Source organism: Duffyella sp. Ts4 (genome assembly GCF_051851875.1).
Taxonomy (GTDB): Bacteria; Pseudomonadota; Gammaproteobacteria; order Enterobacterales; family Enterobacteriaceae; genus Duffyella; species Duffyella gerundensis.
This window is the reverse complement of record NZ_JBLYPN010000011.1, coordinates 93,950-117,335: the sequence shown is the minus strand read 5'-3', so window position 1 is coordinate 117,335 and position 23,386 is coordinate 93,950. Positions and strand designations below refer to the sequence as shown.

General features: G+C 54.0%; 19 protein-coding genes and 1 riboswitch. Of the genes, 6 read left to right on the top strand and 13 right to left on the bottom strand.

Annotated elements, in window-relative coordinates; all coding sequences use genetic code 11:
- Window positions 1-100: 100 nt before the first annotated feature.
- Both murI and btuB read right to left on the bottom strand, forming a co-directional pair.
- Window positions 101-955 (bottom strand): glutamate racemase, encoded by an 855-nt coding sequence (gene murI, locus ACJY2L_RS15515; RefSeq protein ID WP_439214429.1) that lies wholly within the window; start codon window positions 953-955, stop codon window positions 101-103.
- Window positions 900-2,792 carry a TonB-dependent vitamin B12 receptor BtuB gene (gene btuB, locus ACJY2L_RS15510; protein WP_439214428.1) on the bottom strand — a complete coding sequence of 631 codons (1,893 nt, stop codon included), beginning with the start codon at window positions 2,790-2,792 and terminating at the stop codon, window positions 900-902. The genes murI and btuB overlap by 56 nt, the downstream gene beginning before the upstream one ends.
- Before the next feature lie 71 nt (window positions 2,793-2,863).
- A riboswitch (cobalamin riboswitch) is annotated at window positions 2,864-3,047 on the bottom strand.
- A gap of 101 nt (window positions 3,048-3,148) precedes the next feature.
- Here btuB and trmA point away from each other — a divergent pair.
- On the top strand, window positions 3,149-4,252 hold the full coding sequence (trmA, locus tag ACJY2L_RS15505) for a tRNA (uridine(54)-C5)-methyltransferase TrmA (RefSeq protein ID WP_439214427.1): 1,104 nt from the start codon (window positions 3,149-3,151) through the stop codon (window positions 4,250-4,252).
- Window positions 4,253-4,294: 42 nt separating this feature from the next.
- Here trmA and ACJY2L_RS15500 read toward each other — a convergent pair whose 3' ends face one another.
- Both ACJY2L_RS15500 and fabR read right to left on the bottom strand, forming a co-directional pair.
- Entirely contained in the window at window positions 4,295-4,648 is a 354-nt protein-coding gene (locus ACJY2L_RS15500; RefSeq protein ID WP_067426779.1) for a YijD family membrane protein, read from the bottom strand.
- An 18-nt stretch (window positions 4,649-4,666) separates the two neighbouring features.
- Window positions 4,667-5,308 carry an HTH-type transcriptional repressor FabR gene (gene fabR, locus ACJY2L_RS15495; protein ID WP_067426776.1) on the bottom strand — a complete coding sequence of 214 codons (642 nt, stop codon included), beginning with the start codon at window positions 5,306-5,308 and terminating at the stop codon, window positions 4,667-4,669.
- Between the two features lie 193 nt (window positions 5,309-5,501).
- Between fabR and sthA the strand changes: the two genes are divergently transcribed.
- Window positions 5,502-6,902 carry a Si-specific NAD(P)(+) transhydrogenase gene (gene sthA / locus ACJY2L_RS15490; RefSeq protein WP_067426773.1) on the top strand — a complete coding sequence of 467 codons (1,401 nt, stop codon included), beginning with the start codon at window positions 5,502-5,504 and terminating at the stop codon, window positions 6,900-6,902.
- Here sthA and oxyR read toward each other — a convergent pair.
- Window positions 6,885-7,802 carry a DNA-binding transcriptional regulator OxyR gene (oxyR, locus tag ACJY2L_RS15485; protein WP_067426770.1) on the bottom strand — a complete coding sequence of 306 codons (918 nt, stop codon included), beginning with the start codon at window positions 7,800-7,802 and terminating at the stop codon, window positions 6,885-6,887. The genes sthA and oxyR overlap by 18 nt on opposite strands.
- 134 nt (window positions 7,803-7,936) lie before the next feature.
- Between oxyR and ACJY2L_RS15480 the strand changes: the two genes are divergently transcribed.
- A complete protein-coding gene (locus ACJY2L_RS15480; RefSeq protein ID WP_209500928.1) occupies window positions 7,937-8,671 on the top strand; it encodes a glutathione peroxidase in 735 nt (244 codons plus the stop codon).
- 109 nt (window positions 8,672-8,780) lie between these two features.
- On the opposite strand, the gene argH is transcribed toward ACJY2L_RS15480, so the two are convergent.
- The 4 genes from argH to argC form a co-directional block, all read right to left on the bottom strand.
- Window positions 8,781-10,166, bottom strand: a complete 1,386-nt coding sequence (gene argH / locus ACJY2L_RS15475; protein WP_439214426.1) for an argininosuccinate lyase — start codon at window positions 10,164-10,166, stop codon at window positions 8,781-8,783.
- An 83-nt stretch (window positions 10,167-10,249) separates the two neighbouring features.
- The gene (locus tag ACJY2L_RS15470) at window positions 10,250-11,464 is read right to left on the bottom strand and encodes an argininosuccinate synthase (RefSeq protein ID WP_067426763.1); all 1,215 of its coding nucleotides are present in this window, start codon (window positions 11,462-11,464) and stop codon (window positions 10,250-10,252) included.
- Between the two features lie 25 nt (window positions 11,465-11,489).
- Window positions 11,490-12,266 (bottom strand): acetylglutamate kinase, encoded by a 777-nt coding sequence (gene argB / locus ACJY2L_RS15465; RefSeq protein ID WP_439214425.1) that lies wholly within the window; start codon window positions 12,264-12,266, stop codon window positions 11,490-11,492.
- A gap of 14 nt (window positions 12,267-12,280) precedes the next feature.
- Window positions 12,281-13,285 (bottom strand): N-acetyl-gamma-glutamyl-phosphate reductase, encoded by a 1,005-nt coding sequence (gene argC, locus ACJY2L_RS15460; protein WP_439214424.1) that lies wholly within the window; start codon window positions 13,283-13,285, stop codon window positions 12,281-12,283.
- Window positions 13,286-13,463: 178 nt separating this feature from the next.
- Here argC and argE point away from each other — a divergent pair, with 178 nt between their 5' ends.
- A complete protein-coding gene (argE, locus tag ACJY2L_RS15455; protein ID WP_187486819.1) occupies window positions 13,464-14,615 on the top strand; it encodes an acetylornithine deacetylase in 1,152 nt (383 codons plus the stop codon).
- Between the two features lie 240 nt (window positions 14,616-14,855).
- On the top strand, window positions 14,856-17,507 hold the full coding sequence (gene ppc, locus ACJY2L_RS15450) for a phosphoenolpyruvate carboxylase (protein WP_439214423.1): 2,652 nt from the start codon (window positions 14,856-14,858) through the stop codon (window positions 17,505-17,507).
- Between the two features lie 82 nt (window positions 17,508-17,589).
- Here the strand turns inward: ppc and metF are convergent, their stop codons facing one another.
- From metF to metB, 3 genes are all read right to left on the bottom strand, one after another.
- The gene (metF, locus tag ACJY2L_RS15445) at window positions 17,590-18,495 is read right to left on the bottom strand and encodes a methylenetetrahydrofolate reductase (RefSeq protein WP_067426750.1); all 906 of its coding nucleotides are present in this window, start codon (window positions 18,493-18,495) and stop codon (window positions 17,590-17,592) included.
- A gap of 220 nt (window positions 18,496-18,715) precedes the next feature.
- Window positions 18,716-21,151, bottom strand: coding sequence for a bifunctional aspartate kinase/homoserine dehydrogenase II (locus tag ACJY2L_RS15440; RefSeq protein ID WP_067426748.1), 2,436 nt, complete (start codon window positions 21,149-21,151; stop codon window positions 18,716-18,718).
- A gap of 2 nt (window positions 21,152-21,153) precedes the next feature.
- The gene (gene metB / locus ACJY2L_RS15435) at window positions 21,154-22,314 is read right to left on the bottom strand and encodes a cystathionine gamma-synthase (RefSeq protein WP_439214422.1); all 1,161 of its coding nucleotides are present in this window, start codon (window positions 22,312-22,314) and stop codon (window positions 21,154-21,156) included.
- A 271-nt stretch (window positions 22,315-22,585) separates the two neighbouring features.
- Between metB and metJ the strand changes: the two genes are divergently transcribed.
- A complete protein-coding gene (gene metJ, locus ACJY2L_RS15430; RefSeq protein ID WP_187486821.1) occupies window positions 22,586-22,903 on the top strand; it encodes a met regulon transcriptional regulator MetJ in 318 nt (105 codons plus the stop codon).
- Window positions 22,904-22,974: 71 nt separating this feature from the next.
- Here the strand turns inward: metJ and rpmE are convergent, their stop codons facing one another.
- Window positions 22,975-23,187: a 50S ribosomal protein L31 gene (rpmE, locus tag ACJY2L_RS15425; protein ID WP_067426744.1), complete on the bottom strand. Its 213-nt coding sequence runs from the start codon at window positions 23,185-23,187 to the stop codon at window positions 22,975-22,977.
- Between the last annotated feature and the right edge of the window lie 199 nt (window positions 23,188-23,386).

The window sequence follows — 23,386 nt, the reverse complement described above, 5'->3', positions numbered from 1 at the left end:
GTTGTTCCGTGTCAGTGGAGGCGCATTATAGGGAGTTCCTGACGGGTGACAAGTGCTAATTTCAAAAAAAAATCTGACTGCCTTTTTTTTAGTCAAACCACTATGGAATTGACAGTTTTTCGAGCTTTCCGAAGCCATAACGCTGTAATACGGGCATTAATTGCTCAGTTGTCTCAGTAAAAGCCAGACATAAAGCGCAATTTTCTTCACGGGTATCAATCGCAGGCGCCTCATTTTCCAGTAACCATACGGTTCGCCTTGCAATTGCCGCCCCTGAATCCACTAAACGTGTACCGGAAGGCAGCACCTGCTGCAACTCGTCGGTTAAAAGAGGAAAGTGTGTGCATCCCAACACGATAGTATCTGGCGGCTCATTCATCTTTAACCAGGGTTGCAGGATATGGCGCACCGTATCCAGTGACACATCCTTACCCTGTAGCTTCTCTTCCGCCAACTCCACCAGCTCTGCTGAACCCAACATCTCAATTCTGCATTCACTGGCAAAGCGTGCCACCAGCTCATGTGTATAAGGACGTTTAACTGTCGCACGCGTCGCAAGGAGACCAACCACGCCATTCCGTGTCAGACGCGCGGCAGGCTTGATTGCTGGAACAACGCCAACAACCGGAAAGGTAAAACGTTCTCGCAACGCAGGCAATGAAACGGTGCTGGCGGTATTGCAGGCGATCACGACCAGCGCCAGCGGATATTGGCTGGCTGCGGCAGTGACAATGTCGAGCACGCGCTCCACGATAAAGGCTTCGCTTTTTTCACCATAGGGAAACGCGACATTATCGAACACGTAGAGATAATGAAGATCCGGCAGCAACTGTCGAATCTCATCATAGACAGAAAGCCCACCGACGCCGGAATCGAATACCAGCACGGTGGGCCGTCGTTTAGAAGTTGTAGCTGCCGTTGAGATAATACTCTCGTCCTGGAGTTTGATAGCCATACGCTGTCTCGTAATCTTTATCGAACAGGTTGGCAATTCTACCACGAACGGTGAGATGCGATGTGACCGGATATGATACTGCGAAATCCACCGTGCTATAGGCTGGTAAGCGTCGCTGGGTAGCAAAGTACTCACTGGTATTATTGTCATAACGTTTGCCGAAGTATTGGTAGATCACATCTACGTCGACATCGTGCACGTTAACACCTACCTGATACTTAGCCTGCTGTTTAGCGCGGCGAGCTAAAACTTCATCATCCGCATCCCGGCGTGCATCAAGATAACCAAGCGTTATTTGATGATGTACCCTTCCTGTATCAAATTCGCCATTGAGCTCAACACCTTTTAATGTCGCGGCTTTCACATTGTAATAGCCGCCTTCGAACGTGTTGCTGTCAGTGGCGTAATCAATAAGGTTATCGATTTGGTTATGATAAGCCGTTACGCGCCAGCTAACGGGCCCTGTTAATCCTTCAAGACCGGCTTCCCACTGCTTCGATTTTTCTGGCCTGAGATCGGGATTAGACGCGATATCTAAACGCTTTTGTCCATATAGCTGGCCCAGTGTCGGTGCCTGAAAGGCCGTGCCATAAGAAAGTGTCGCTCTGTAATCAGGCACAAACTCCCAACCGATGGCCGTTTGCCAGGTGCCATGACGGCCAAAATCATCCGTATCATCGCCGCGAACTGCGCCTTCCATCGTAACAGTACCAATCTGCTGCTGCGCCGTTACATAGGCACCGGTGTTATCCTGCTTATAATCATTGCTTTCGCGCTGTGCAGTGGAGAAGCTTGTGCCGGCTGACGTGAGTTTCTGCTGCTTCCAGTCAAGACCTGCGCTCACCATGCCCTGACCTACACGTAACGTATTGCCCCATTGCAGGTTGCGTTGTTCCATATCATCCAGGCTGCTGGTTGCAGCATCGTAACGCCCTTCCGTGCTTGCATAGTTAAAAACCTTATACTTTTGATAACTGGCGACAAGTTGCGAAGCGAAGTCGTCTTTACTGTAGCGAAGCCCGGTATCATAGGTATGGTTATAAATTTGCTGCTCGTCAGATCCTGATGCATAGCCGGAGTCATAATCTGCATTGGCTGAATAGCCGTAACCACGGAAGAAGCCAGAAACGGTATCGTCAAATTGATGTTCAACGCCTGCCCAAAACGATTTATTGCGCCAGCCATCCCGATCGCTATCCAGGCTGTAACTTGAGTCTGGTTGAACATTGAAACCATTGGTGGCTTGATAGGCACCGGCTACCGTTACGCGCGTAGCATCGGTGATATTTTGATTAATCGCACCGCTATACTCCTGATAGCCTTTTGAGCCAGCACCGACGGTGAGGTTATTGTTATTTTCATTATCCTGAGTAATGACATTGATCACGCCGCCAATGGCATCTGCGCCATAAACAGCAGAGCGCGGCCCGCGGATAAACTCAATGCGCTGAATGATTGAAACAGGTATCTGGTTGAAATCAGCCACACCGGTCACCCCCGGCTTAGCCATTGGCACCCCATCAATCAGCACCAGCGTATGACGTGCTTCGGAACCCCGAACATACATAGACGCGTTTTGGCCAATTCCACCACTCTGCGCGATATCCACACCGGGTAAACGACGCATAATTTCAACCAGGTTCTTCGACTGCCAGCGATCGATCTCTTCACGCGTGACGACGGTTGTCGATGCCAGCACCGAGGAAACTGGCTGGGCGAAACGGTTGGCGGTAACAATTTGCGTATCATCATTATTCTCCTGCGCGAGGCTATGCTGCGCCCAGAGAGAAATCGCCGTTGCCCCAAAGGCTAACAGCGACGCTTTTGTTTTTATCATTTTATACAAGCATCCAAAAGATCGGGCAGGATGCCGCAGGCATACAATCGATAGCACGCGATGATCGTATGAAATGCGACGTTACGCCGGCAGGTCTTCGGACTTGGAATCGTTATAATGACAAAGACTTCCCATCCAGGCGGACAGTGTCTGCATACGCGATTGTCATGACATTCCTTACCGCTGCGCGTCAGCTCCAGATTCACACTGGATTCCCTTTTAACTCGTTAAAAGGCCGGCGCTGGCAGTCTACGGCCAAGGCTAACAGAATTCCAGCCTGCCACATGACAACACTGGACATCGCGAGTTGAATGCCTACAATCGCCCGGCAAGTCAGCTACCAATCAGGATCTATCATGACGCCCGAACACTTACCGACCGAGCAGTACGATGCCCAACTGGCAGAAAAAGTTAGCCGCCTGCACGCTATCATGCAGCCTTTTGCTGCCCCGGATGCAGAAGTGTTTCGGTCGCCTGTGCGCCACTATCGTATGCGGGCCGAATTCCGCGTCTGGCACGATGGCGACGATCTGTATCACATCATCTTTGATCAGCAGACGCGTGATCGTATCCGGGTGGATCAATTTCCGGCAGCCAGCGAACTGATCAACCAGCTGATGCCCAAAATGATCGAGGCGATCCGGGACAATCGCGTGCTGCGTCATAAGCTGTTTCAGATCGATTACCTCTCCACCCTGAGCCAGCAGGTTGTGGTCTCCCTGCTTTATCATCGTAAACTCACCGACGAATGGCAGCTGGCCGCCAGCGCCCTGCGCGATGCGCTGCGGGCAGAAGGGTTTGATATACACATCATTGGCCGCGCAACAAAAACGAAAATTTGCCTCGATCGCGATTATGTCGATGAACGTCTGCCGGTGGCGGGGCGTGACATGATTTACCGTCAGGTGGAAAACAGTTTTACTCAGCCCAACGCGGCGATGAACATTCAAATGCTGGAATGGGCGCTGGATGTTACTCAGGATTCACAGGGCGATCTGCTGGAACTCTATTGCGGCAACGGCAATTTCTCGCTGGCGCTGGCGCGCAACTTCCGTCGCGTGCTGGCCACCGAAATTGCCAAGCCGTCGGTAGCGTCGGCGCAATACAATATTGCCGCCAACCAGATTGAGAATGTGCAGATCATTCGTATGGCGGCAGAAGAGTTCACCCAGGCAATGACCGGTGTACGCACCTTTAATCGTCTGCAAGGTATCGATCTGCAGGATTACGACTGTGAGACAATTTTTGTCGACCCGCCGCGCAGCGGGTTGGATGATGAAACGGTAAAAATGGTGCAGGCCTATCCGCGCATTCTCTATATCTCCTGCAATCCGGAAACGCTGCGTGACAATCTGGCAGTGTTAGCGCAAACCCATGAGGTTTCCCGTCTGGCGCTGTTTGATCAGTTCCCGTATACGCATCATATGGAATGCGGCGTTCTGCTGACCCGCAAGGCATAAAAAAACCGGGGATATTCCCCGGTTCTCTTTATTGATTCAGGCTTACTGCTCTTTATGCCGCTTGAGGCGATAACCAATCCAGAAGACCAGCGCTACCATCAGAATGGTCGGCACAAAGTTGGATCCCATATCGGGATATTCCGCCCGCACCAGCGCGCTGTAAACCAGAATACCGAGCAGAAAAAATGCAGCGGCAATCGACGGCATGCCGTCAGGCATCGCGCGGTTGAGATAACGCTGATGCAAACACCAGGCAGCCAGCGCCAGAGCAATCAACGGAAAAATAGAAAAAGGTACAAAGCTGCTAAATAACACGGAAAACGATCCGTTTATCGAAAGACCGGTAATAAAAGCCAACACCAGCGTGCCTTTATCGCGCGGATACTTGCTTATCATTTCATTATCCTTATTCGCTCAATCATCACTTTCCAGCGTCACCGAAAGCTTATCCTGCTCACGGCGATACCAATAATACGCGCCCTTTGAGATCATCCGCAGTTGCAGAACCAGACGTTCTTCCAGTCGCGGACGTTGCTCAATATCAATATCCAGCGCTTCTGCACCCGCGTTAAATACGATGATAACCATTGCTTCGGCCTGTGCCTCTGTAAAGCTGCGCGGCATCCGGTTTTCAACTTCCAGATAATCCGCCAGCTCAGCAATGAAGTGCTGGATCTCGCGCGCCACCGCGGCACGGAAGGCCGCAGAGGTTCCTGAACGCTCGCGCAATAACAAACGGAATGCATTGGGATTGTTCCCAATAAACTCCATAAATGTCGATACCGAGGTCTTAATCACGCTGCCGCCTTTGGCGATGCGCTGCCGCGCCTGACGCATAAGCTGACGCAACATCAAACCGCTTTCGTCGACCATGGTCAGGCCGAGTTCATCAACATCACGAAAATGACGATAAAACGACGTGGGCGCGATGCCCGCTTCCCGGGAAACCTCGCGCAGGCTGAGGCTGGCAAAACTGCGTTCAGCACTTAACTGACTAAATGCCGCTTCGATTAGTGAACGACGTGTACGTTCTTTTTGCTGCGCCCGGACGCCCATTATATCTGCCTTTTAGCCTGCCAGGGGGGCACTATAACAAAATTTTCAGCGTACAGATCCGCAAAGTTTGTGAACGTCTGTTAACGTTTCATTTTGGCAAATAGTGTCTGTTTTTGCGGTTAGAATTGGGATGTCGGCGGGGAGATGTTAGAATCTCGTTGTAAAAATGTATAGAAACATAGGACGTATTGGTATGCAAAAGTCTTACGATTACGACGCCATTGTGATTGGCTCAGGTCCCGGCGGTGAAGGCGCAGCGATGGGACTGGTAAAGCAGGGAGCGCGAATTGCGGTGATCGAACGCTACCATAACATCGGAGGCGGTTGTACACACTGGGGAACCATTCCATCAAAAGCGCTACGTCATGCGGTTAGCCGTACGATTGAGTTCAACCAGAATCCGTTGTACAGCGATCACACACGTTTACTCCGCTCCTCGTTTGCTGACATTCTTAATCACACGGAAAATGTTATCAGCCAACAGACGCGTATGCGTCAGGGCTTTTACGAGCGCAACCATTGCCAGCTTTATCAGGGCGATGCGCGCTTTGTCGATGAACACACCATCGAAGTGGTTTATCCCGACGGTACCGCGGAAAAATTTACCGCAGAAAAGTTTGTTATCGCCTGCGGCTCACGCCCTTATCAGCCAGCCGACGTCGATTTTACTCACCCGCGCATCTACGATTCCGATTCCATCCTGAATCTGCATCATGAACCGAGCCACGTCATTATCTATGGCGCAGGGGTTATCGGTTGTGAATACGCGTCGATCTTTCGTGGTCTGAATGTCAAAGTTGACCTGATTAACACCCGCGATCGTCTGCTGGCGTTTCTCGATCAGGAGATGTCCGATTCACTCTCCTACCATTTCTGGAACAGTGGCGTGGTGATTCGTCACAACGAAGAGTTTGAGAAAATTGAAGGCGTCAGCGATGGCGTCATTGTGCACCTGAAATCTGGCAAAAAAGTGAAAGCGGATTGCCTGCTCTACGCTAACGGACGTACCGGGAATACCGATTCGCTATCGCTGCAAAATATCGGTCTGGAAGCGGACGGGCGCGGCCTGTTGAAAGTGAACAGCATGTACCAAACGGCACAGCCGCATATTTACGCGGTGGGTGATGTCATTGGTTACCCAAGCCTGGCTTCTGCCGCCTACGATCAGGGGCGCATTGCCGCGCAGGCGATCATTAAAGGCGAAGCGACTGCTCATCTGATCGAGGATATTCCTACCGGTATTTATACCATTCCTGAGATCAGCTCCGTGGGCAAAACCGAACAGCAGCTCACAGCGATGAAAGTGCCTTACGAAGTGGGTCGTGCGCAGTTTAAGCATCTGGCGAGAGCACAGATTGTCGGCATGAACGTTGGCAGCCTGAAAATCCTGTTCCACCGCGAAACCAAAGAAATTCTAGGCATTCACTGCTTTGGCGAGCGAGCGGCAGAGATTATTCATATCGGCCAGGCGATCATGGAACAGAAGAACGGCGGCAACACCATTGAGTATTTTGTGAATACCACCTTCAACTATCCCACGATGGCCGAAGCCTATCGCGTGGCCGCGCTGAACGGTTTAAACCGCCTGTTTTAACCGGCTGTCAAAATGGTTTTGCATGTGCGTGCGGATCGCCTCTGCCAGCTGCTCATAGCGACTGCGCAGGGGTGAGCCCGGGCGATAAACCAGCGCGATGGTACGCTGCGGCACCGGCTTATAACACGGCAAATAACAGACGCCATCACGCACGCGCTCGTGCGGTACCGCCAGCGCAGGCAGCAGCGTAATGCCGCTGCCGGCAGCAACCATATTGCGCAGCGTTTCCAGACTGGTGGCGCGAAAATGCGTGTCCTCATCCGCTCCGGCCTGAAAACAGAAACCCAGCGCCTGATCGCGCAGGCAGTGTCCGTCTTCCAGCATCAGCAATTTCTCACCGGCCAGATCGGACATCGGCACACGATCGCGGTCGTGCCACGGATGATCGGCATAAACCGCCAGCTTCATTGGTTCGTCAAACAGCGGTACTTCAATAAACGCTTCGCTCTCTTTTACCAGCGCCAGAATCGCGCAGTCGAGCTTGCCACTGTCAAGCTGCGCCAGCAGCTGCTGCGTCTGTGCTTCATGCAGATACATTTCCAGCTTGGGAAAGGTCTGATGCAGCATAGGAATAATTTGCGGTAGCAGATACGGGCCGGTGGTAGGAATCAGACCGATATGCAGCGGGCCGGACATCGCTTCGCCCTGCTGGCTGGCCATCTCTTTCAGCACTTTTACTTCACGTAGTATTGTACGTGCCTGATCCACCAGCAGCAGTCCCGCCTGGGTGAACAGTACTTTGCGGCTGGTGCGTTCGAGCAGCATTACGCCCAGCTCATCTTCCAGCTTGCGAATTTGTCCGCTCAGCGTCGGCTGGCTGACGTGGCAGGCATCGGCTGCACGGCGAAAATGGCGATGTTCCGCCAGGGAAACCAGATATTCCAGATCACGAATGTTCATTTATCTCTCCTCACCATGATAGTTCACGGCGATAGATAGGATAGCAATCAACGATTAGCCCTATCAAGCAAAGATAACAATAATGGCCGCATTGAGATTAACATCACACTTTTGTTCACGCTGAGAGGTTATGCATGTTTGCAAGTCAGGAAGGAAAGGCCGTTCCTCAAGTTACTTTCCATACGCGTCAGGGTGACAAATGGGTCGATATCACTACCGAAGAACTGTTTAAAAACAAAACGGTCATTCTGTTCTCTTTGCCCGGTGCATTTACCCCAACCTGTTCTTCCAGCCATCTGCCGCGCTACAACGAGCTGGCGAGCGTATTCGCTCAGCACGGCGTTGACAGCATCGTCTGCGTATCGGTCAACGATACCTTTGTGATGAACGCCTGGAAAGCCGATCAGCACGCTAACAACATCACTTTTATTCCAGACGGCAACGGTGAATTCACCCGCGGTATGGAGATGTTGGTTGAGAAAGCAGATCTGGGCTTCGGCCCGCGCTCATGGCGTTACTCCATGCTGGTACGCGATGGCGTAGTAGAAAAAATGTTTGTTGAGCCAAACAAGCCGGGCGACCCGTTTGAAGTTTCAGATGCCGACACCATGCTGCGTTATCTGGCACCCGAATTTAAGGTGCAGGAGTCGGTTTCTCTGTTTACCAAACCAGGCTGCCCGTTCTGCACCAAAGCAAAACAGCTGCTGATCGATCGCGGCATGCAATATGAAGAGATTGTGCTGGGTCAGGATGCTACGACGGTGAGTCTGCGTGCTGTTACCGGTCGTGCGACGGTTCCTCAGGTCTTTATCGGCGGTCGCCACATCGGCGGCAGTGACGATTTAGAACAGTTCCTGATGCCCGCTTAAGAATCAATATACCGGGCAGGATGTCCGGTCGTTTGATGATGTGCCTAATAATTATGATTAATTCCTAAGTTAGAGGTTAGCGGGCATACTCTGCCCGCTTTTTTTTATCTCAGGAAACGTCCTGTTTCAGCCGCTGCTTCGCGTCGGAAATGGCAACAGAAACCTGATGCGGAGAAACGCCACCCTGCGCATTACGTTTATCCAGGCAGGATTGCAGGGCCAGAATCGGGTAAACATCGTCACCGATAACGCTGCTGAACGACTGCAACGTCTCCAGCGACATTGCTTCCAGCGCCACGCCCCGGCCCATCGCTGCTACCACCACTTCACCCACGATATGATGCGCTTCGCGGAACGGCACGCCTTTAGCAACCAGATAATCCGCCAGTTCGGTTGAGTTAGCGTAACCCTGCTCCGCCGCTTCCTGGCAACGTGGCCGTTTCACCTGAATACCGTCCAGCACCAGTTCTGCCATCTGCAGGCAATCCAGCCAGGTATCCAGCGCGTCAAACAGCCCTTCTTTATCTTCCTGCATATCTTTGTTGTAAGCCAACGGCAGGCCTTTCAGCGTCATGCTCATGGCGGTAAGCGCACCCTGCACACGGCCACACTTGCCACGAATCAGCTCCAGCGCATCGGGATTCTTTTTCTGCGGCATCAACGAAGAACCCGAGGTGACGCGATCGGAAAGCTCAACAAAGCCCGCTTCACCGGTGTTAAAGAAGATCAGATCTTCTGCAAAACGTGACAGATGGATCATGCCGATCGAGGCGTCGGACAGCAGTTCCAGCACATGATCGCGATCGGAAACGGTATCCAGGCTGTTACGCGTGGCCGAGGCAAAACCCAGCCAATCGGCCAGCTGCTGACGGTCGATTTCATAGGCGGTACCCGCCAGTGCACCGCAGCCGAGCGGGCTGACATCAAGGCGCTTCAGCGTATCCTGCAGGCGGCTCTCATCGCGGGCGAGCATTTCAACGTAGGCCAGACACCAGTGCGCAAACGTCACCGGCTGCGCGCGCTGTAAATGGGTGTAGCCCGGCATCACCGCATCCTGATTGGCTTCGGCGGTACTGACCAGCGCCTGCTGCAGCTGACGAGTGGCATCCAGCAGATACTGAACCTGCACTTTGCACCAGAGTTTCAGATCGGTAGCAACCTGATCGTTACGGCTACGGCCGGTGTGCAGTTTTTTACCCAGCGCGCCCACTTTTTCGATCAAACGGCCTTCAACCCAGCTATGAATATCTTCCGCATCGCTCTCAAGGATTTGCTGTGGATTAGCCCGCACCTCTTCCAGCAGCACACCCAGCGCTGATTCCAGCTGCTGCTGCTCGTCCTGCGTCAGCACATTCACAGTGACCAGCGCCTTTGACCAGGCAACGGAGCCGGTAATGTCCTGCTCCGCCAGGCGATAATCAAACCGCAGCGAATCATTGAACAGTTTAAAACGTTGATCGGCTGCCTGTGTGAAACGTCCGCCCCAAAGTGCCATAGCTATGCTTCCTTATTCTGTAAAAAAGGCGGCCCGTGAGCCGCCCCTTGAATTCATTGTCAGGGGGCATCAAGCCCGCTTGCTTACTTTTTCTCGTTCAACGCACGGATACGTGAAGACAGTGAGAAAAGACGGATAAAACCGCCCGCATGACGATGGTCGTACACTTCATCTTCGCCAAAGGTAGCAAACTCTTCCGAGTAAAGGCTGTTGGCAGATTTTTTCTGCGTTGCCGTCACCTGGCCTTTATAGAGTTGCAGTACCACTTCACCATTCACATCCTGCGCCAGCGCTTCAGCTGAAGCCTGCAGCGATTTACGTAACGGCGCAAACCAGCGACCGTCATACACCACGTAAGACATTTCCAGGCCTAACTGCTCACGCCATTTAAAGCTGTCCCGATCCAACACCAGCTGCTCAATCGCTCGTAACGCATTGACCATAATGGTGCCGCCAGGGGTTTCGTAGCAGCCACGTGATTTGATGCCGACCAGACGGTTTTCCACGATATCGATGCGGCCAATGCCGTGCTTCGCACCGATCACGTTGAGTTTTTCCAGGCACTGGAACGGCGTCAACGCTTCGCCATTGACGGCAACCACATTGCCTTTTTCCACGGTAATAGTGACCTGTTCAGGCTGATCTGGCGCGTCCTGCGGATCCACTGTCCATACCCAGCAATCTTTGTTCGGTGCATTCCATGGGCTTTCCAGCACGCCGCCTTCGGTGGAGATGTGCCAGGCATTTTCGTCACGGCTGTAAATTTTTTCCAGCGAAGCGGTGGTTGGAATGTTACGCGCCTTCAGATAATCGAGCAGCGCTTCACGGGACCGTAAATCCCATTCACGCCACGGTGCCACCACTTTCAGCTGTGGTGCGAGTGCGGTATAGGTGGTTTCGAAACGAACCTGATCGTTGCCTTTACCGGTAGCGCCGTGGCACAGCGCATCGGCGCCCACTTTTAATGCCAGCTCAACCTGCGCTTTAGCAATGATAGGACGGGCCATCGAGGTGCCAAGCAGGTACGTACCTTCATACAGCGCGCCGGTTTGCAGCACCGGATAAACGTAATCACGGATAAATTCTTCACGCAGGTCAACCACATGACATTCAGACGCACCGGACTGCAGCGCTTTCTGCTCAACGCCTTCCAGATCGCCACGCTCCTGGCCGATATCCGCAACAAAGGCGATCACTTCACAGCCGCCATAGTTCTCTTTCAGCCATGGAATGATGGCTGATGTGTCGAGGCCGCCGGAGTAAGCCAGAACGATTTTTTTGATGTCTTTGTTTTGCATTTCAAAATCCTTGAACAAATGTGCGTTAAGCGAGAATCCGGGTGCCAATCGACACACCGTTAAACAGAGCGGGCAGCTGTTCGGCGCTGCGCCAGCTGGCAATATCCACCGGACGGCCCAGCGTGCGGGCGGCATCCAGCGCGGCGTTAACTTTGACAATCATGCCGTCGGTAATAATGCCTTCTTCAATCAACTGGTCCGCATAGGCCGCCGTCATTTCGGCGATGCGCTGGCCTTTGCCATCCAGAATGCCGCTGACATCCGACAGCAGAATCAGGTCGGCGCCCAGCGTGGCTGCCAGCGCGGTGGCAGCCTGATCGGCGTTAACGTTCATCAGCGCACCGGCTTTGGTAATGCCGATAGAGCTGATCACCGGGATAAAACCGCCGTCCAGCAACGTATTCAACAATCGTGGTGAACCTGGCGTCGCCAGCCCCACATGGCCAAGCTCTTCGTCGAACTGCTCAACGTTAACGCTGCCGCCATCGCCGAGGCAAAGACCGACGCCGTCAAGACCATATTTAGTGGCCCACGCCAGCAGCGTTTTGTTGGCGGTACCCGCCAGCGCGCCGGTAATAATGTCAATCTGATCGGCGGGCGTTACGCGCAGACCATTTTTCTTCTGCACCGGCAGCGCCAGCTTTTTCATTAGTTCATCCACCAGATAACCGCCGCCATGGACGATTAACAGCGGGCGCTGATGCGACTGCCGCCAGCTGACCAGGGCGTCAAACAGGCGCGTCAGCGCTTCTTCGCTGTCTAACAGCACGCCGCCCAGTTTAATAATTAATGGATTGGTCATAACCTGTTTGCCCGTTAGATAAGAGACGCTGTTTCAGGGAAACCGAAACGAATGTTTAAGCACTGAACGGCCTGCGATGAGGCGCCCTTCAGCAGATTATCTTCTACCGCTACCACGATGATGTGCTCACCCTGTACCGCAAAGCCAATGTCACAGAACGGCAAGCCAACCACAGATTTCAGCGCGGGCATGCCTTTTTCATACAAACGGACCAGCGGTTTGTCGTCATAGGCTGCTTTGAACGCCGCCGCGACGTCATCCTGAGTCACGCCCGGCTTGAGGCGGCAGGTGGTGGTGGCAAGAATGCCGCGCGGGAAACTCCCCAGGTGCGGCGTGAAAATCACCGGCGTACCCAGATGAGCAACAATTTCAGGATGATGGCGATGGTTGAAGATACCGTAAGCGTGCAGGCTGACTTCGCAAAAGCTGTTGTTCATCGTGGCTTTGCGTCCGGCGCCGCTGACGCCGCTGGTGGCGTTGATCACCGGCCATTGTGCATCGTTAAGCAAACCCGCTTCGATTAACGGCTTAATTGACAGCTGGGCAGCGGTAGGATAGCAACCCGGCACTGCAATCAGCTGCGCCTCTTTAATGCCGTCACGCTGCCATTCGGCAAGCCCGTAAACGGCTTTATCGAGCCACGCCTGATGCTGATGAGTAAAACCATAATATTGCGTATAAAAATCGGCATCATTGACGCGGAATGCACCGGAGAGATCGAACACCACGCAGCCCGCTGCCAAAAACGCCGGGGCCAGATCGTGACTCACTTCATGCGCTGTGGCCAGAAACACCACGTCAACCTTGTCAGCAAACTCGGCTGGGTCGCTAAGCGGTTGTAAGGGCAGGTCAACAACACCTTTTAGCTGCGGATGCAGATCCGAAAGTAACTTTCCGGCGTCCGGGCTTTGCGCTGAAACCGCTAAAGCGGTTATGGTCATATGCGGGTGGCGATTTAAATAAGTCGCCAGTTCCACACCAGCATAACCACTGGCACCGACTATTAACGTATTCAACATCAGGCTGTATCCCTTGTTACAGTCAACATTTCGGGCCGCAGCAGCGCTGCATCAGACCCACGATAACCAACGGGGTGCGGAGCGAGAAATTACGGTTTGCATCCATCACCGGTTAATGTATTTTTATTCACTATTACTGCATGAATATTGATACATCCTAACTCAAGGACCGTCAACAGTGAAGACAAAATTACCGCCTTTTATCGAACTATACCGCCAGTTGATCGCCACACCATCAATCAGCGCCACCGACAGCGCGCTGGATCAGAGTAATGAAACTTTAATCAGTTTGATGGCTGGCTGGTTCCGCGATCTGGGCTTCAGCGTTGAAGTCCAGGCGGTGCCAGGCACACGCAATAAATTCAACATGCTGGCAAAAACCGGCAGCGGCGCAGGCGGACTGTTATTGGCCGGTCATACCGATACGGTCCCTTTTGATGATGGACGCTGGACGCGCGATCCCTTTGTGCTTACCGAGCATGAAAATAAGCTTTACGGGCTGGGCACCGCCGACATGAAAGGCTTTTTCGCGTTTATCCTTGATACGCTACGTGACGTCGATTTAACCACGCTGAAAAAACCGCTCTATATTCTCGCTACCGCTGACGAAGAGACCACCATGGCGGGCGCAAAGTATTTTTCTGAGACCACCAGCCTGCGCCCCGACTGCGCGATCATCGGTGAGCCAACCTCACTGAAGCCGGTGCGCGCGCATAAAGGCCATCTCTCCAACGTGATTCGTATTGAAGGACAATCAGGGCACTCCAGCGATCCCGATCGCGGCGTTAACGCCATTGAACTGATGCACAGCGCCATCGGCCATTTAATGACGCTGCGTAATACCCTGAAAACCCGCTACAACCATGATGGCTTTGCCATTCCCTATCCCACCATGAACTTCGGCCATATTCACGGCGGCGATGCGGCCAACCGCATTTGCGCCTGCTGTGAACTGCATATGGATATACGTCCTTTACCGGGCCTGACGCTGAGCGAGCTGGATGGTTTGCTGAATGAGGCGCTGGCACCCGTCAGCGCACGCTGGCCGGGCCGGGTTACGGTTGCCGAGCTGCATCCGCCGATTCCTGGGTATGAATGTCCCCCTAATCATGAACTGGTCGCCGTGGTGGAAAAGCTGCTCGGCGTCCCCACGGAAGTAGTGAATTACTGCACCGAGGCACCGTTTATCCAGACACTGTGTCCAACGCTGGTGCTGGGTCCTGGCTCAATCAATCAGGCGCATCAACCCGATGAATTTATTGATACCGCATTCATTAAGCCGACACGCGAGCTGATTACTCAGGTTGTGCACCATTTCTGTCATCATTAAATAACAAAAGGGGCAATTCACTGCGGTTTCAGTCAATTGCCCCTGCTTTATGCCGTCTTTGGCGATAAGAATAACTTATCGCGCTTCTGTGCTGTTAAATCACATAAATAACTGACAGTTAGCGGCACATTACCGCCGGTTTAACGCAATTGACGAACGGTTCGTTACATGGCTAGATAAAAGACGATGTTATGCCCACGTTGGTGCATAGTTCAAATTCGATAAGGGTGTCAGGGTCACATGAACGAACAATATTCCGCAATGCGAAGTAATGTCAGTATGCTCGGCAAACTGCTTGGCGACACGATTAAAGAAGCGCTGGGAGAGAACATCCTTGAACGGGTGGAAACCATCCGCAAGCTGTCAAAATCATCACGTGCCGGAAATGACGCCCACCGCCAGGAATTGCTGACCACGCTGCAAAATCTCTCTAATGATGAACTTTTACCGGTTGCACGCGCTTTCAGTCAGTTCCTGAATCTCACCAACGTGGCTGAACAGTTTCAAACCATTTCGCATACCAGCGAAGGCGCTAATCATCCGGAACTGCTGAAGAAAACCTTTGACCGCCTGAAACAGCAGCCCGATCTGAATGAGGCAGCGATCCGGGATGCGATTGAATCGCTCTCGCTGGAGCTGGTACTCACGGCACATCCAACTGAAATTACGCGCCGTACCCTGATCCATAAGCTGGTGGAAGTGAACACTTGCCTGAAGCAGCTCGATCACAACGATATTTCTGATTACGAACGCAACCAGATTATGCGACGTTTACGCCAGCTGGTGGCGCAGGCATGGCACACCGATGAGATCCGCAAACACCGTCCTTCGCCGGTAGATGAAGCAAAATGGGGTTTTGCGGTGGTGGAAAACAGCCTGTGGGAAGGCGTGCCGCATTTTCTGCGTGAACTGAATGAACAGGTCGAAGAGACGTTTGGCTATTCATTGCCGGTGGATTTTGTGCCGGTGCGCTTTACCTCGTGGATGGGCGGCGATCGCGACGGCAACCCCAACGTAACCGCGCCGATTACGCGCCACGTGATGCAGCTCAGCCGGTGGAAAGCGGCCGATCTGTTCCTGCGAGACATTGGCGTGCTGGTGTCAGAACTCTCCATGTCAGAATGCAGCGAGCAGGTACGCGAACTGTGTGGCGATCCGGAAGCACTTGAACCTTACCGCGTCATCCTGAAGCGGCTGCGCACGCAGCTGTTTACTACGCAAACCTATCTTGAGCGCCGTCTGAAAGGCGAGCGGCTGCCGCGCCCGGCGGATCTGCTGGTCTCCAACGATCAGCTGTGGGAACCGCTGTATGCCTGCTATCAGTCGCTGCAAGCCTGCGGCATGGGCATTATTGCCAACGGTCATCTGCTGGACACGCTGCGCCGCGTGAAATGCTTTGGCGTGCCGCTGGTGCGCATCGACATTCGTCAGGAGAGCACGCGCCACACCGATGCCATCGCTGAAGTGACGCGTTACCTTGGCCTTGGCGACTACGAAAGCTGGTCAGAAGCGGACAAGCAGGCGTTTCTGATCCGTGAGTTGAATTCCAAGCGTCCGCTGTTGCCGCGTCAGTGGGAACCGAGCGACGACACGCGCGAAGTGCTGGAAACCTGTCGGGTTGCTGCGGAAGCACCGCAGGGTTCTATCGCCGCCTATGTTATTTCGATGGCGAAGAAGCCTTCCGACGTGCTGGCGGTGCATTTACTGTTAAAAGAAGCGGGCATCACTTTCGCCATGCCGGTAGCACCGCTGTTTGAAACGCTTGACGATCTGAACAACGCTAACGATGTGATGAATCAGCTGCTGAGTATCGACTGGTATCGCGGCTTTATTCAGGGCAAACAGATGGTGATGATTGGCTATTCTGACTCGGCGAAAGACGCGGGTGTGATGGCTGCCAGCTGGGCGCAATATCACGCGCAGGATGCACTGATTAAAACCTGCGAACAAGCGGGCATTGCCCTGACGCTGTTCCACGGACGCGGCGGCACCATCGGTCGCGGCGGCGCGCCTGCGCATGCGGCATTGCTGTCACAGCCGCCGGGCAGCCTGAAAGGCGGCCTGCGTGTAACCGAACAGGGTGAAATGATCCGTTTCAAATATGGCCTGCCGGAAGTCACCATCGCCAGCCTGTCGCTTTACACCGGGGCAATTCTGGAAGCAAACCTGCTGCCGCCGCCGGAGCCGAAAAAAGAGTGGCGCGACATTATGGATAAGCTGTCTGCGGATTCCTGCGAAATGTATCGCGGCTACGTGCGTGAAAATCCGGACTTTGTTCCCTACTTCCGCTCGGCAACGCCGGAGCAGGAGTTAGGCAAACTGCCGCTCGGCTCGCGTCCGGCTAAACGTCGTCCTACCGGCGGCGTTGAATCCCTGCGTGCCATTCCGTGGATTTTCGCCTGGACGCAGAACCGTCTGATGCTGCCAGCATGGCTGGGTGCCGGCGCGGCACTGCAAAAAGCGATGGATGCTGGCGATCGCGATCAGCTGGAAACCATGTGCCGCGACTGGCCATTCTTCTCCACGCGCCTTGGCATGCTGGAGATGGTGTTCTCCAAGGCCGACCTCTGGCTGGCAGAATATTACGATCATCGTCTGGTGGATAAAGCGCTATGGCCACTGGGCAAACAGCTGCGCGATCAGCTGGAAGCGGATATCAACGCGGTGCTGACTATCGCTAACGATGCCCACTTAATGGCCGATCAGCCGTGGATTGCCGAGTCGATTGCGCTGCGCAACGTCTATACCGATCCGTTGAACGTGCTTCAGGCTGAACTGCTGCATCGTTCACGCGAGCAGGAAAGCCAGGGCGGCGAACCGGATCCGCGGGTTGAGCAAGCGCTGATGGTAACCATTGCTGGCGTAGCTGCCGGTATGCGCAACACCGGCTAAAGCACACGTTGATGCCGACGTTCTGGCGTCGGCAGACATAAAAAAACCAGCCATCGGCTGGTTTTTCTTTTTTTGGCGAGGCTCACACCGCACTGAGCGCCGATGCCGGACGTACGCCAAGCGTATGACAGATGGCGTAGCTCATCTCCGCGCGGTTCAGCGTATAGAAATGGAAATCTTTCACGCCTTCGCGGCTGAGAATTTTGACCATATCCATCGCCACATTAGCGCCGACCATTTTGCGCGTTTCCGGATCGTTATCCAGCCCTGCAAACATCGCGGTCATCCAGTGCGGAACGCGAACGTTGGTCATCGCCGCGAAGCGTTGCAGCTGTTTGAAATTGGACACCGGCAAAATGCCCGGCACGATTTCAACATCAATGCCGGTTGCCACACAGCGGTCGCGGAATCGCAGATAGCTTTCCACATCAAAAAAGAATTGCGTGATGGCGCGGTTGGCGCCCGCATCGATTTTACGCTTCAGGTTAATCAGGTCTGACTGCGCGCTTTTGGCTTCCGGGTGGACTTCCGGATAGGCCGCAACGGAGATGTCAAAATCGCCGACCTCTTTCAGCAGGCCGACCAGATCGGTTGCGTACATCGCCGGTTTACCGCTGTCAGGCGGCAAATCACCGCGCAGTGCCACAATATGGCGAATGCCGTTATCCCAGTAATCCTGCGCAATCGCCCGCAACTCATCACGGCTGGCGTCGATGCAGGTCAGGTGCGGCGCGGCTTCCAGACCGGTACGATCTTTGATGCCTTTAATAATGCTGTGCGTACGGTCGCGCTCACCGGAGTTGGCGCCGTAGGTAACAGAGACAAATTTTGGTTTCAGGCTACTGAGGCGATCGATGGAGCTCCACAAGGTCTGTTCCATTTCACTGGTGCGCGGCGGAAAAAACTCAAAGGAGACATTAATTTGCCCGTTCAGCTCTGCCAAACTTTGGTTTAATGCTTCGCGCTGGTTGGCGTGAAAGAAACTCATAGCCCGTTACCTCATCAATCGCTGCGGTGAAAACCCCCACTGCACATCTATACGTTTAGACGTCCAGACATTCAAAATGACGGATTTTGGCTACATCGTCAACAGGTAATTGATCATCGAAGGGTGACAAATATTCATACAACATGAACATCGTTCATGTTGCCGGGTGAATTGAAGGAAAGGATATTACGCTGGCGCGCGGATGGCGCCAGCCAAAGCGTTACAGCAACTGCGCCAGACGATTGATATCAGACTGAATAGCGCCTGCGGTGACATCACGACCGGCACCTGGACCACGGATCACCAGAGGATTATCACGATACCAGCGGCTTTCAATCGCAAACACGTTATCACACGGCAACAGCGCAGCCAGCGGGTGTTCCGGCCGCACCGCTTCAACACCCACGCGCGCTTTGCCGTGTGCATCAAAACGTGCCACATAGCGCAGCAGCAGCCCCATCTCCTGCGCCGCTTCCAGCCGTTGCAGCATATGTTCATTCAGCGCGTCGGCATTCTCGAAAAAGTTATCGATGGAGCCGCCTTCACAGCCGGCGGGCACCAGCGACTCGACCCGCACCTGATCCGGTTCGATGTCATAGCCCGCTTCGCGTGCCAGGATCACCAGCTTGCGCATGACATCCTGACCCGACAGATCAACGCGCGGATCCGGCTCGGTTAAACCCTGCTGCCATGCCTGATCGACCAGTTCGCTGAACGGCACCGTGCCGTCAAACTGCAAAAACAGCCACGACAGCGTGCCGGAAAAAATGCCGCTGATCGACAGAATGGTATCGCCACTTTCACGCAGATCGCGCACCGTATGGTTTACCGGCAGGCCTGCGCCCACGGTGGCGTTATAAAGCCAGTGGCGACGAGTTTTGGCAAACGCATCGCGAATTTGGCGCCAGGTGCGGCTGTCTGAACCGCCCGCCACTTTATTGGCGCTGATGACGTGAAAACCGTGACTGGCAAAATCGAGATACTGGTCGGCCAGCGAGGCGCTGGCGGTGACGTCCAGCACCACGAGATCGTCATAGGGGTGAGATCGCATCCAAAGAAACAGCGATTCTTCATCGCGCTCTGTTGCTTCATCATCAAAAAAGGCCAGCGCCCGGCTGGCATCCAGACCTTCGGCATCCAGCAGGCTGCGACGGCTGTCCACCACGCCAGCCAGCACAAACTCAAAGCCAGTTCTCGCGGATAACGTCTCGCGATCGCGGGCAAACAACTCCAGCCAGCGTGAACCGATGTTGCCTTTGCCAAACAGCATCAGGCCGATACGCTTTTCAGCACGGAACAGCGACTGATGTAGCCCCTGAATCAGGTGTTGTGTCGGGCCTACGCGCAGCACCGCAACCAGGCTAATGCCCTCTTCCGACTGCCAGACAAATTCAACGGGCTGATCTTTGATCTCCTGCCAGAAACGGTGGCTGTGCAGTGGGTTGCGGCTGACCCCTGCGCCAACTAACGCCACTAACGCCAGCCCTTCGCGCAGTTGCAGATGGCCCGGCAGGTTCGCTTCCTGTAACAGAATGAAAGCGCTGTTGACCACCTCGGAGGTGTAGCAGAGCTGCAACAGACGGCGATCGCTGTGCACACCCACCGCCAGCGGACGCAGCTGCGCGCGTTTCAGCAGCGCGTCGATATCTTTTTGCAGCAGCCTGAAGTCATGATGCGACGGCGCGACGAATTCAATCAGGCAGACGTCATCGTGGCTGGTGACGATACGTGCACCAGTGCCGGACGCGAGCACGCGTTCAATACGCGTTGAGCCCTGCTCAGGCTGATAGCTGCAGCGCAGTTGCAAATCGATATCGCTGCCGGAAACCGGCTGCAAGGTGCGTGTATGCAGCACCGGTGCCGCCAGGCGAGCCAGCTCGCTCGCTTCATCAAGCCGCAGCAGGGGTAACAGACAGGCATCTGAGACTTTGCGCGGATCGGCACTGTATACACCGGCGACATCACTCCAGATGGTGACACGATGAACGCCAGCCAGCGCACCAATCTGCGTGGCGGAATAGTCGGAACCGTTACGGCCCAGCAGCACGGTTTCACCCGCCTCGTTGCCGCTGATAAATCCGGTGACGACCAGCCGTTGATGAGGATGCTGCGCCAGCAGCGTTTGCAGCAGCGGCCAGGATTTGCCTTCATCAACCTGCGGCTGCGCGGCGCGCTCGGCGCGCAGGAAAAGGCGGGCATCGAGCCAGCTGGCGGCCAGATCGCGCTGGCTGAGCACCGCCGCCATTAAGCGGGCAGACCAGATCTCGCCGTGGCCGACCACTTCTGCGTAAACCGCTTCTGACGACGGGCCATCAAGCAGCGCCGCCAGCTTTTCCAGATCCTGAATAAAGGTGGCAATCATTGGGCCGGCAATATCAGCAGGCAACAGGCTGCTCATTAATTCGGTCTGAAAACGGCGCAGCGCCTGTTGTACCTGATGCGCAGAAAGGCGATCGCTGTGGCTCAGCTTTAACCAGCTGATCAGCTGATTGGTGGTGCTGCCAGCGGCAGAAACCACGATGATGTCGCCTGGCTGGCTATAGCTGGCGATTATATCCGCCACGCGCTGATAACACCGGCTGTCCGCCAGGCTGCTGCCACCAAATTTATGAAGCTGTCTTGTCACTGGCGTCCTTGCTGCTGCTGAAATTGTCATTATTACCTCTCGGCTGCGATCCGGAATGCATTATCCAGATCCGCGATTAAATCTTCATGATCTTCTATGCCGACCGATATCCTGAGCAGCGTGTCGGAGATGCCCGCCGCCGCGCGCGCTTCTGCTGACATGCCAGCATGCGTCATGGTCGCGGTATGTGAAATCAGACTCTCCACGCCGCCCAGTGATTCGGCCAGAGTAAACAGCTCCAGCGCCTTGAGAAAACGGCGCAGCCGCTGCTCATCGCCATCCAGTTCAAAACTTAACATGGCGCCGAAACCGCGCTGTTGACGCACCGCATATTCATGGCCCGCGTTTTCCGGCAGCGACGGATGATAGAGCTTTTTCACCAGCGGTTGCTGCTGCAGATAGTCCACAATCGCCAGTGCATTTCGCTGTGCCGCTGCCATGCGCGGTCCCAGCGTGCGCATGCCGCGTAGCAACAGATAACTGTCAAACGCAGAACCGGTAACGCCAATGTTGTTGGCCCACCAGGCGAGCTCGGTGGCGTGCGCGGCTTCTTTTGCGACCACCGCACCGGCAACCACATCGGAGTGACCATTAAGATATTTGGTGCAGGAGTGGATCACTAAATCGGCACCCAGCGCCAGCGGGTTTTGCAGTGCCGGGCTGAGGAAGGTGTTATCGACCACGCTGATGGCACCTGCGTCGCGGGCTGCCTGACAAATGGCGGTAATGTCGACCACACGCAGCAGCGGATTACTGGGGCTTTCCACCAGCACCAGCTTAGGCTTTTCGCTCAGCGCCGCCTGCAGCGCTGCGGCATCATTTTGGTCGACGAATTTCACACGGAAGGCACCGCGCTTGCTCTGGCTGTCAAACAGCCGATAGCTGCCGCCATAGCAGTCGTGCGGCGCCACCAGTAAATCGCCCGGCTTCAGGAACAGGGTGCACACCAGATGAATTGCCGACATGCCGGTATTGGTCATCACCGCACCGGCACCGCCTTCCAGCTCCGCCAGCGCGCGCTGTACAACATCGCGCGTCGGATTACCGCGACGCGAATAGTCATGGGCACGCGGCTCGTTGAAGTCAGTGAAGTTATAGGTGCTGGAGAGATGAATCGGTGGGACAACGCAGCCATATTGCTCGTCATCATTCAAACCGCTGCGGACTGCGATGGTTGCCTGTTTACGCGTCATGGTGCTTACTGTTCCTGAAGGCCACAAAAAAGAGCTCACAGGATAACATTCCAATAATAGACGTCAATACATCTGGACATCTAAATGTCTTTGCGTATAGATTGAGCAACGTCGCAATAACCGTTAAGATTATGCGTCATCGCCTGTCAAAAAAATCGCGCATCCACCAGAAAATCTGAGCCTTTGATTCAGCGGTATTAGTGAGGCGCGGTAAAATCGGGCATAATTGGCTGATTTTCAGCAATATAACGTTTAATGATTAAGGTACCCCATGGCTGAATGGAATGGCGAATATATCAGCCCATACGCTGAGCACGGTAAAAAGAGTGAGCAGGTAAAAAAAATTACCGTTTCCATCCCTCTGAAAGTTTTGAAAATTTTAACCGATGAGCGCACGCGCCGTCAGGTAAACAATTTACGGCATGCCACCAATAGCGAACTGTTATGCGAAGCGTTTTTGCATGCTTTTACCGGGCAGCCGCTGCCGGACGATGTCGATTTGCGCAAAGAGCGTAATGATGAGATCCCGGAAGAAGCGAAAAAGATTATGCGTGAAATGGGTGTCGATCCCGATACCTGGGAATACTGAAACGCAGACATAAAAAAACCCAGCCGAAGCTGGGTTTTTTCTTGCCGCCGACAACCTGTCGGCGCCGGATCTTACTTGCTGCCCGGGATGCTGAAGCGCTTGTTAAAGCGGTCAACACGGCCACCGGTAGCAACTTCACGCTGCTTACCAGTGTAGAACGGGTGGCACTGACCACAAACGTCCAGGTTCAGATCGTGACCCATGGTTGAATGGGTTTTGATCACGTTACCGCAGGTACAGGTAATGGTCACTGCTTCGTATTTTGGGTGAATACCTTTTTTCATGGAAAACCTCTGTGAAGGCCGTGTCGCTCTTCGTGCCAGGTCAATCCTGCACGACACCACACGCGGATTAATAAGTTAGGTGTCTTTCGATACGGAATAGCAATATCAAAGGCGGCAAACTATACAGAAGAAGAATGTTCACTGCAATCAGATAAGCATTTTTCCGACAACCCAGTGTACACTAACTGGCCATTTTTTT

What these genes read in the sequence shown, in the direction of transcription:
- murI (WP_439214429.1), bottom strand. Translation starts at nt 955, where the DNA reads ATGGCTATCAAACTCCAGGACGAGAGTATTATCTCAACGGCAGCTACA.
- btuB (WP_439214428.1), bottom strand. Translation starts at nt 2,792, where the DNA reads ATGATAAAAACAAAAGCGTCGCTGTTAGCCTTTGGGGCAACGGCGATT.
- trmA (WP_439214427.1), top strand. Translation starts at nt 3,149, where the DNA reads ATGACGCCCGAACACTTACCGACCGAGCAGTACGATGCCCAACTGGCA.
- ACJY2L_RS15500 (WP_067426779.1), bottom strand. Translation starts at nt 4,648, where the DNA reads ATGATAAGCAAGTATCCGCGCGATAAAGGCACGCTGGTGTTGGCTTTT.
- fabR (WP_067426776.1), bottom strand. Translation starts at nt 5,308, where the DNA reads ATGGGCGTCCGGGCGCAGCAAAAAGAACGTACACGTCGTTCACTAATC.
- sthA (WP_067426773.1), top strand. Translation starts at nt 5,502, where the DNA reads ATGCAAAAGTCTTACGATTACGACGCCATTGTGATTGGCTCAGGTCCC.
- oxyR (WP_067426770.1), bottom strand. Translation starts at nt 7,802, where the DNA reads ATGAACATTCGTGATCTGGAATATCTGGTTTCCCTGGCGGAACATCGC.
- ACJY2L_RS15480 (WP_209500928.1), top strand. Translation starts at nt 7,937, where the DNA reads ATGTTTGCAAGTCAGGAAGGAAAGGCCGTTCCTCAAGTTACTTTCCAT.
- argH (WP_439214426.1), bottom strand. Translation starts at nt 10,166, where the DNA reads ATGGCACTTTGGGGCGGACGTTTCACACAGGCAGCCGATCAACGTTTT.
- ACJY2L_RS15470 (WP_067426763.1), bottom strand. Translation starts at nt 11,464, where the DNA reads ATGCAAAACAAAGACATCAAAAAAATCGTTCTGGCTTACTCCGGCGGC.
- argB (WP_439214425.1), bottom strand. Translation starts at nt 12,266, where the DNA reads ATGACCAATCCATTAATTATTAAACTGGGCGGCGTGCTGTTAGACAGC.
- argC (WP_439214424.1), bottom strand. Translation starts at nt 13,285, where the DNA reads ATGTTGAATACGTTAATAGTCGGTGCCAGTGGTTATGCTGGTGTGGAA.
- ppc (WP_439214423.1), top strand. Translation starts at nt 14,856, where the DNA reads ATGAACGAACAATATTCCGCAATGCGAAGTAATGTCAGTATGCTCGGC.
- metF (WP_067426750.1), bottom strand. Translation starts at nt 18,495, where the DNA reads ATGAGTTTCTTTCACGCCAACCAGCGCGAAGCATTAAACCAAAGTTTG.
- ACJY2L_RS15440 (WP_067426748.1), bottom strand. Translation starts at nt 21,151, where the DNA reads ATGACAATTTCAGCAGCAGCAAGGACGCCAGTGACAAGACAGCTTCAT.
- metB (WP_439214422.1), bottom strand. Translation starts at nt 22,314, where the DNA reads ATGACGCGTAAACAGGCAACCATCGCAGTCCGCAGCGGTTTGAATGAT.
- metJ (WP_187486821.1), top strand. Translation starts at nt 22,586, where the DNA reads ATGGCTGAATGGAATGGCGAATATATCAGCCCATACGCTGAGCACGGT.
- rpmE (WP_067426744.1), bottom strand. Translation starts at nt 23,187, where the DNA reads ATGAAAAAAGGTATTCACCCAAAATACGAAGCAGTGACCATTACCTGT.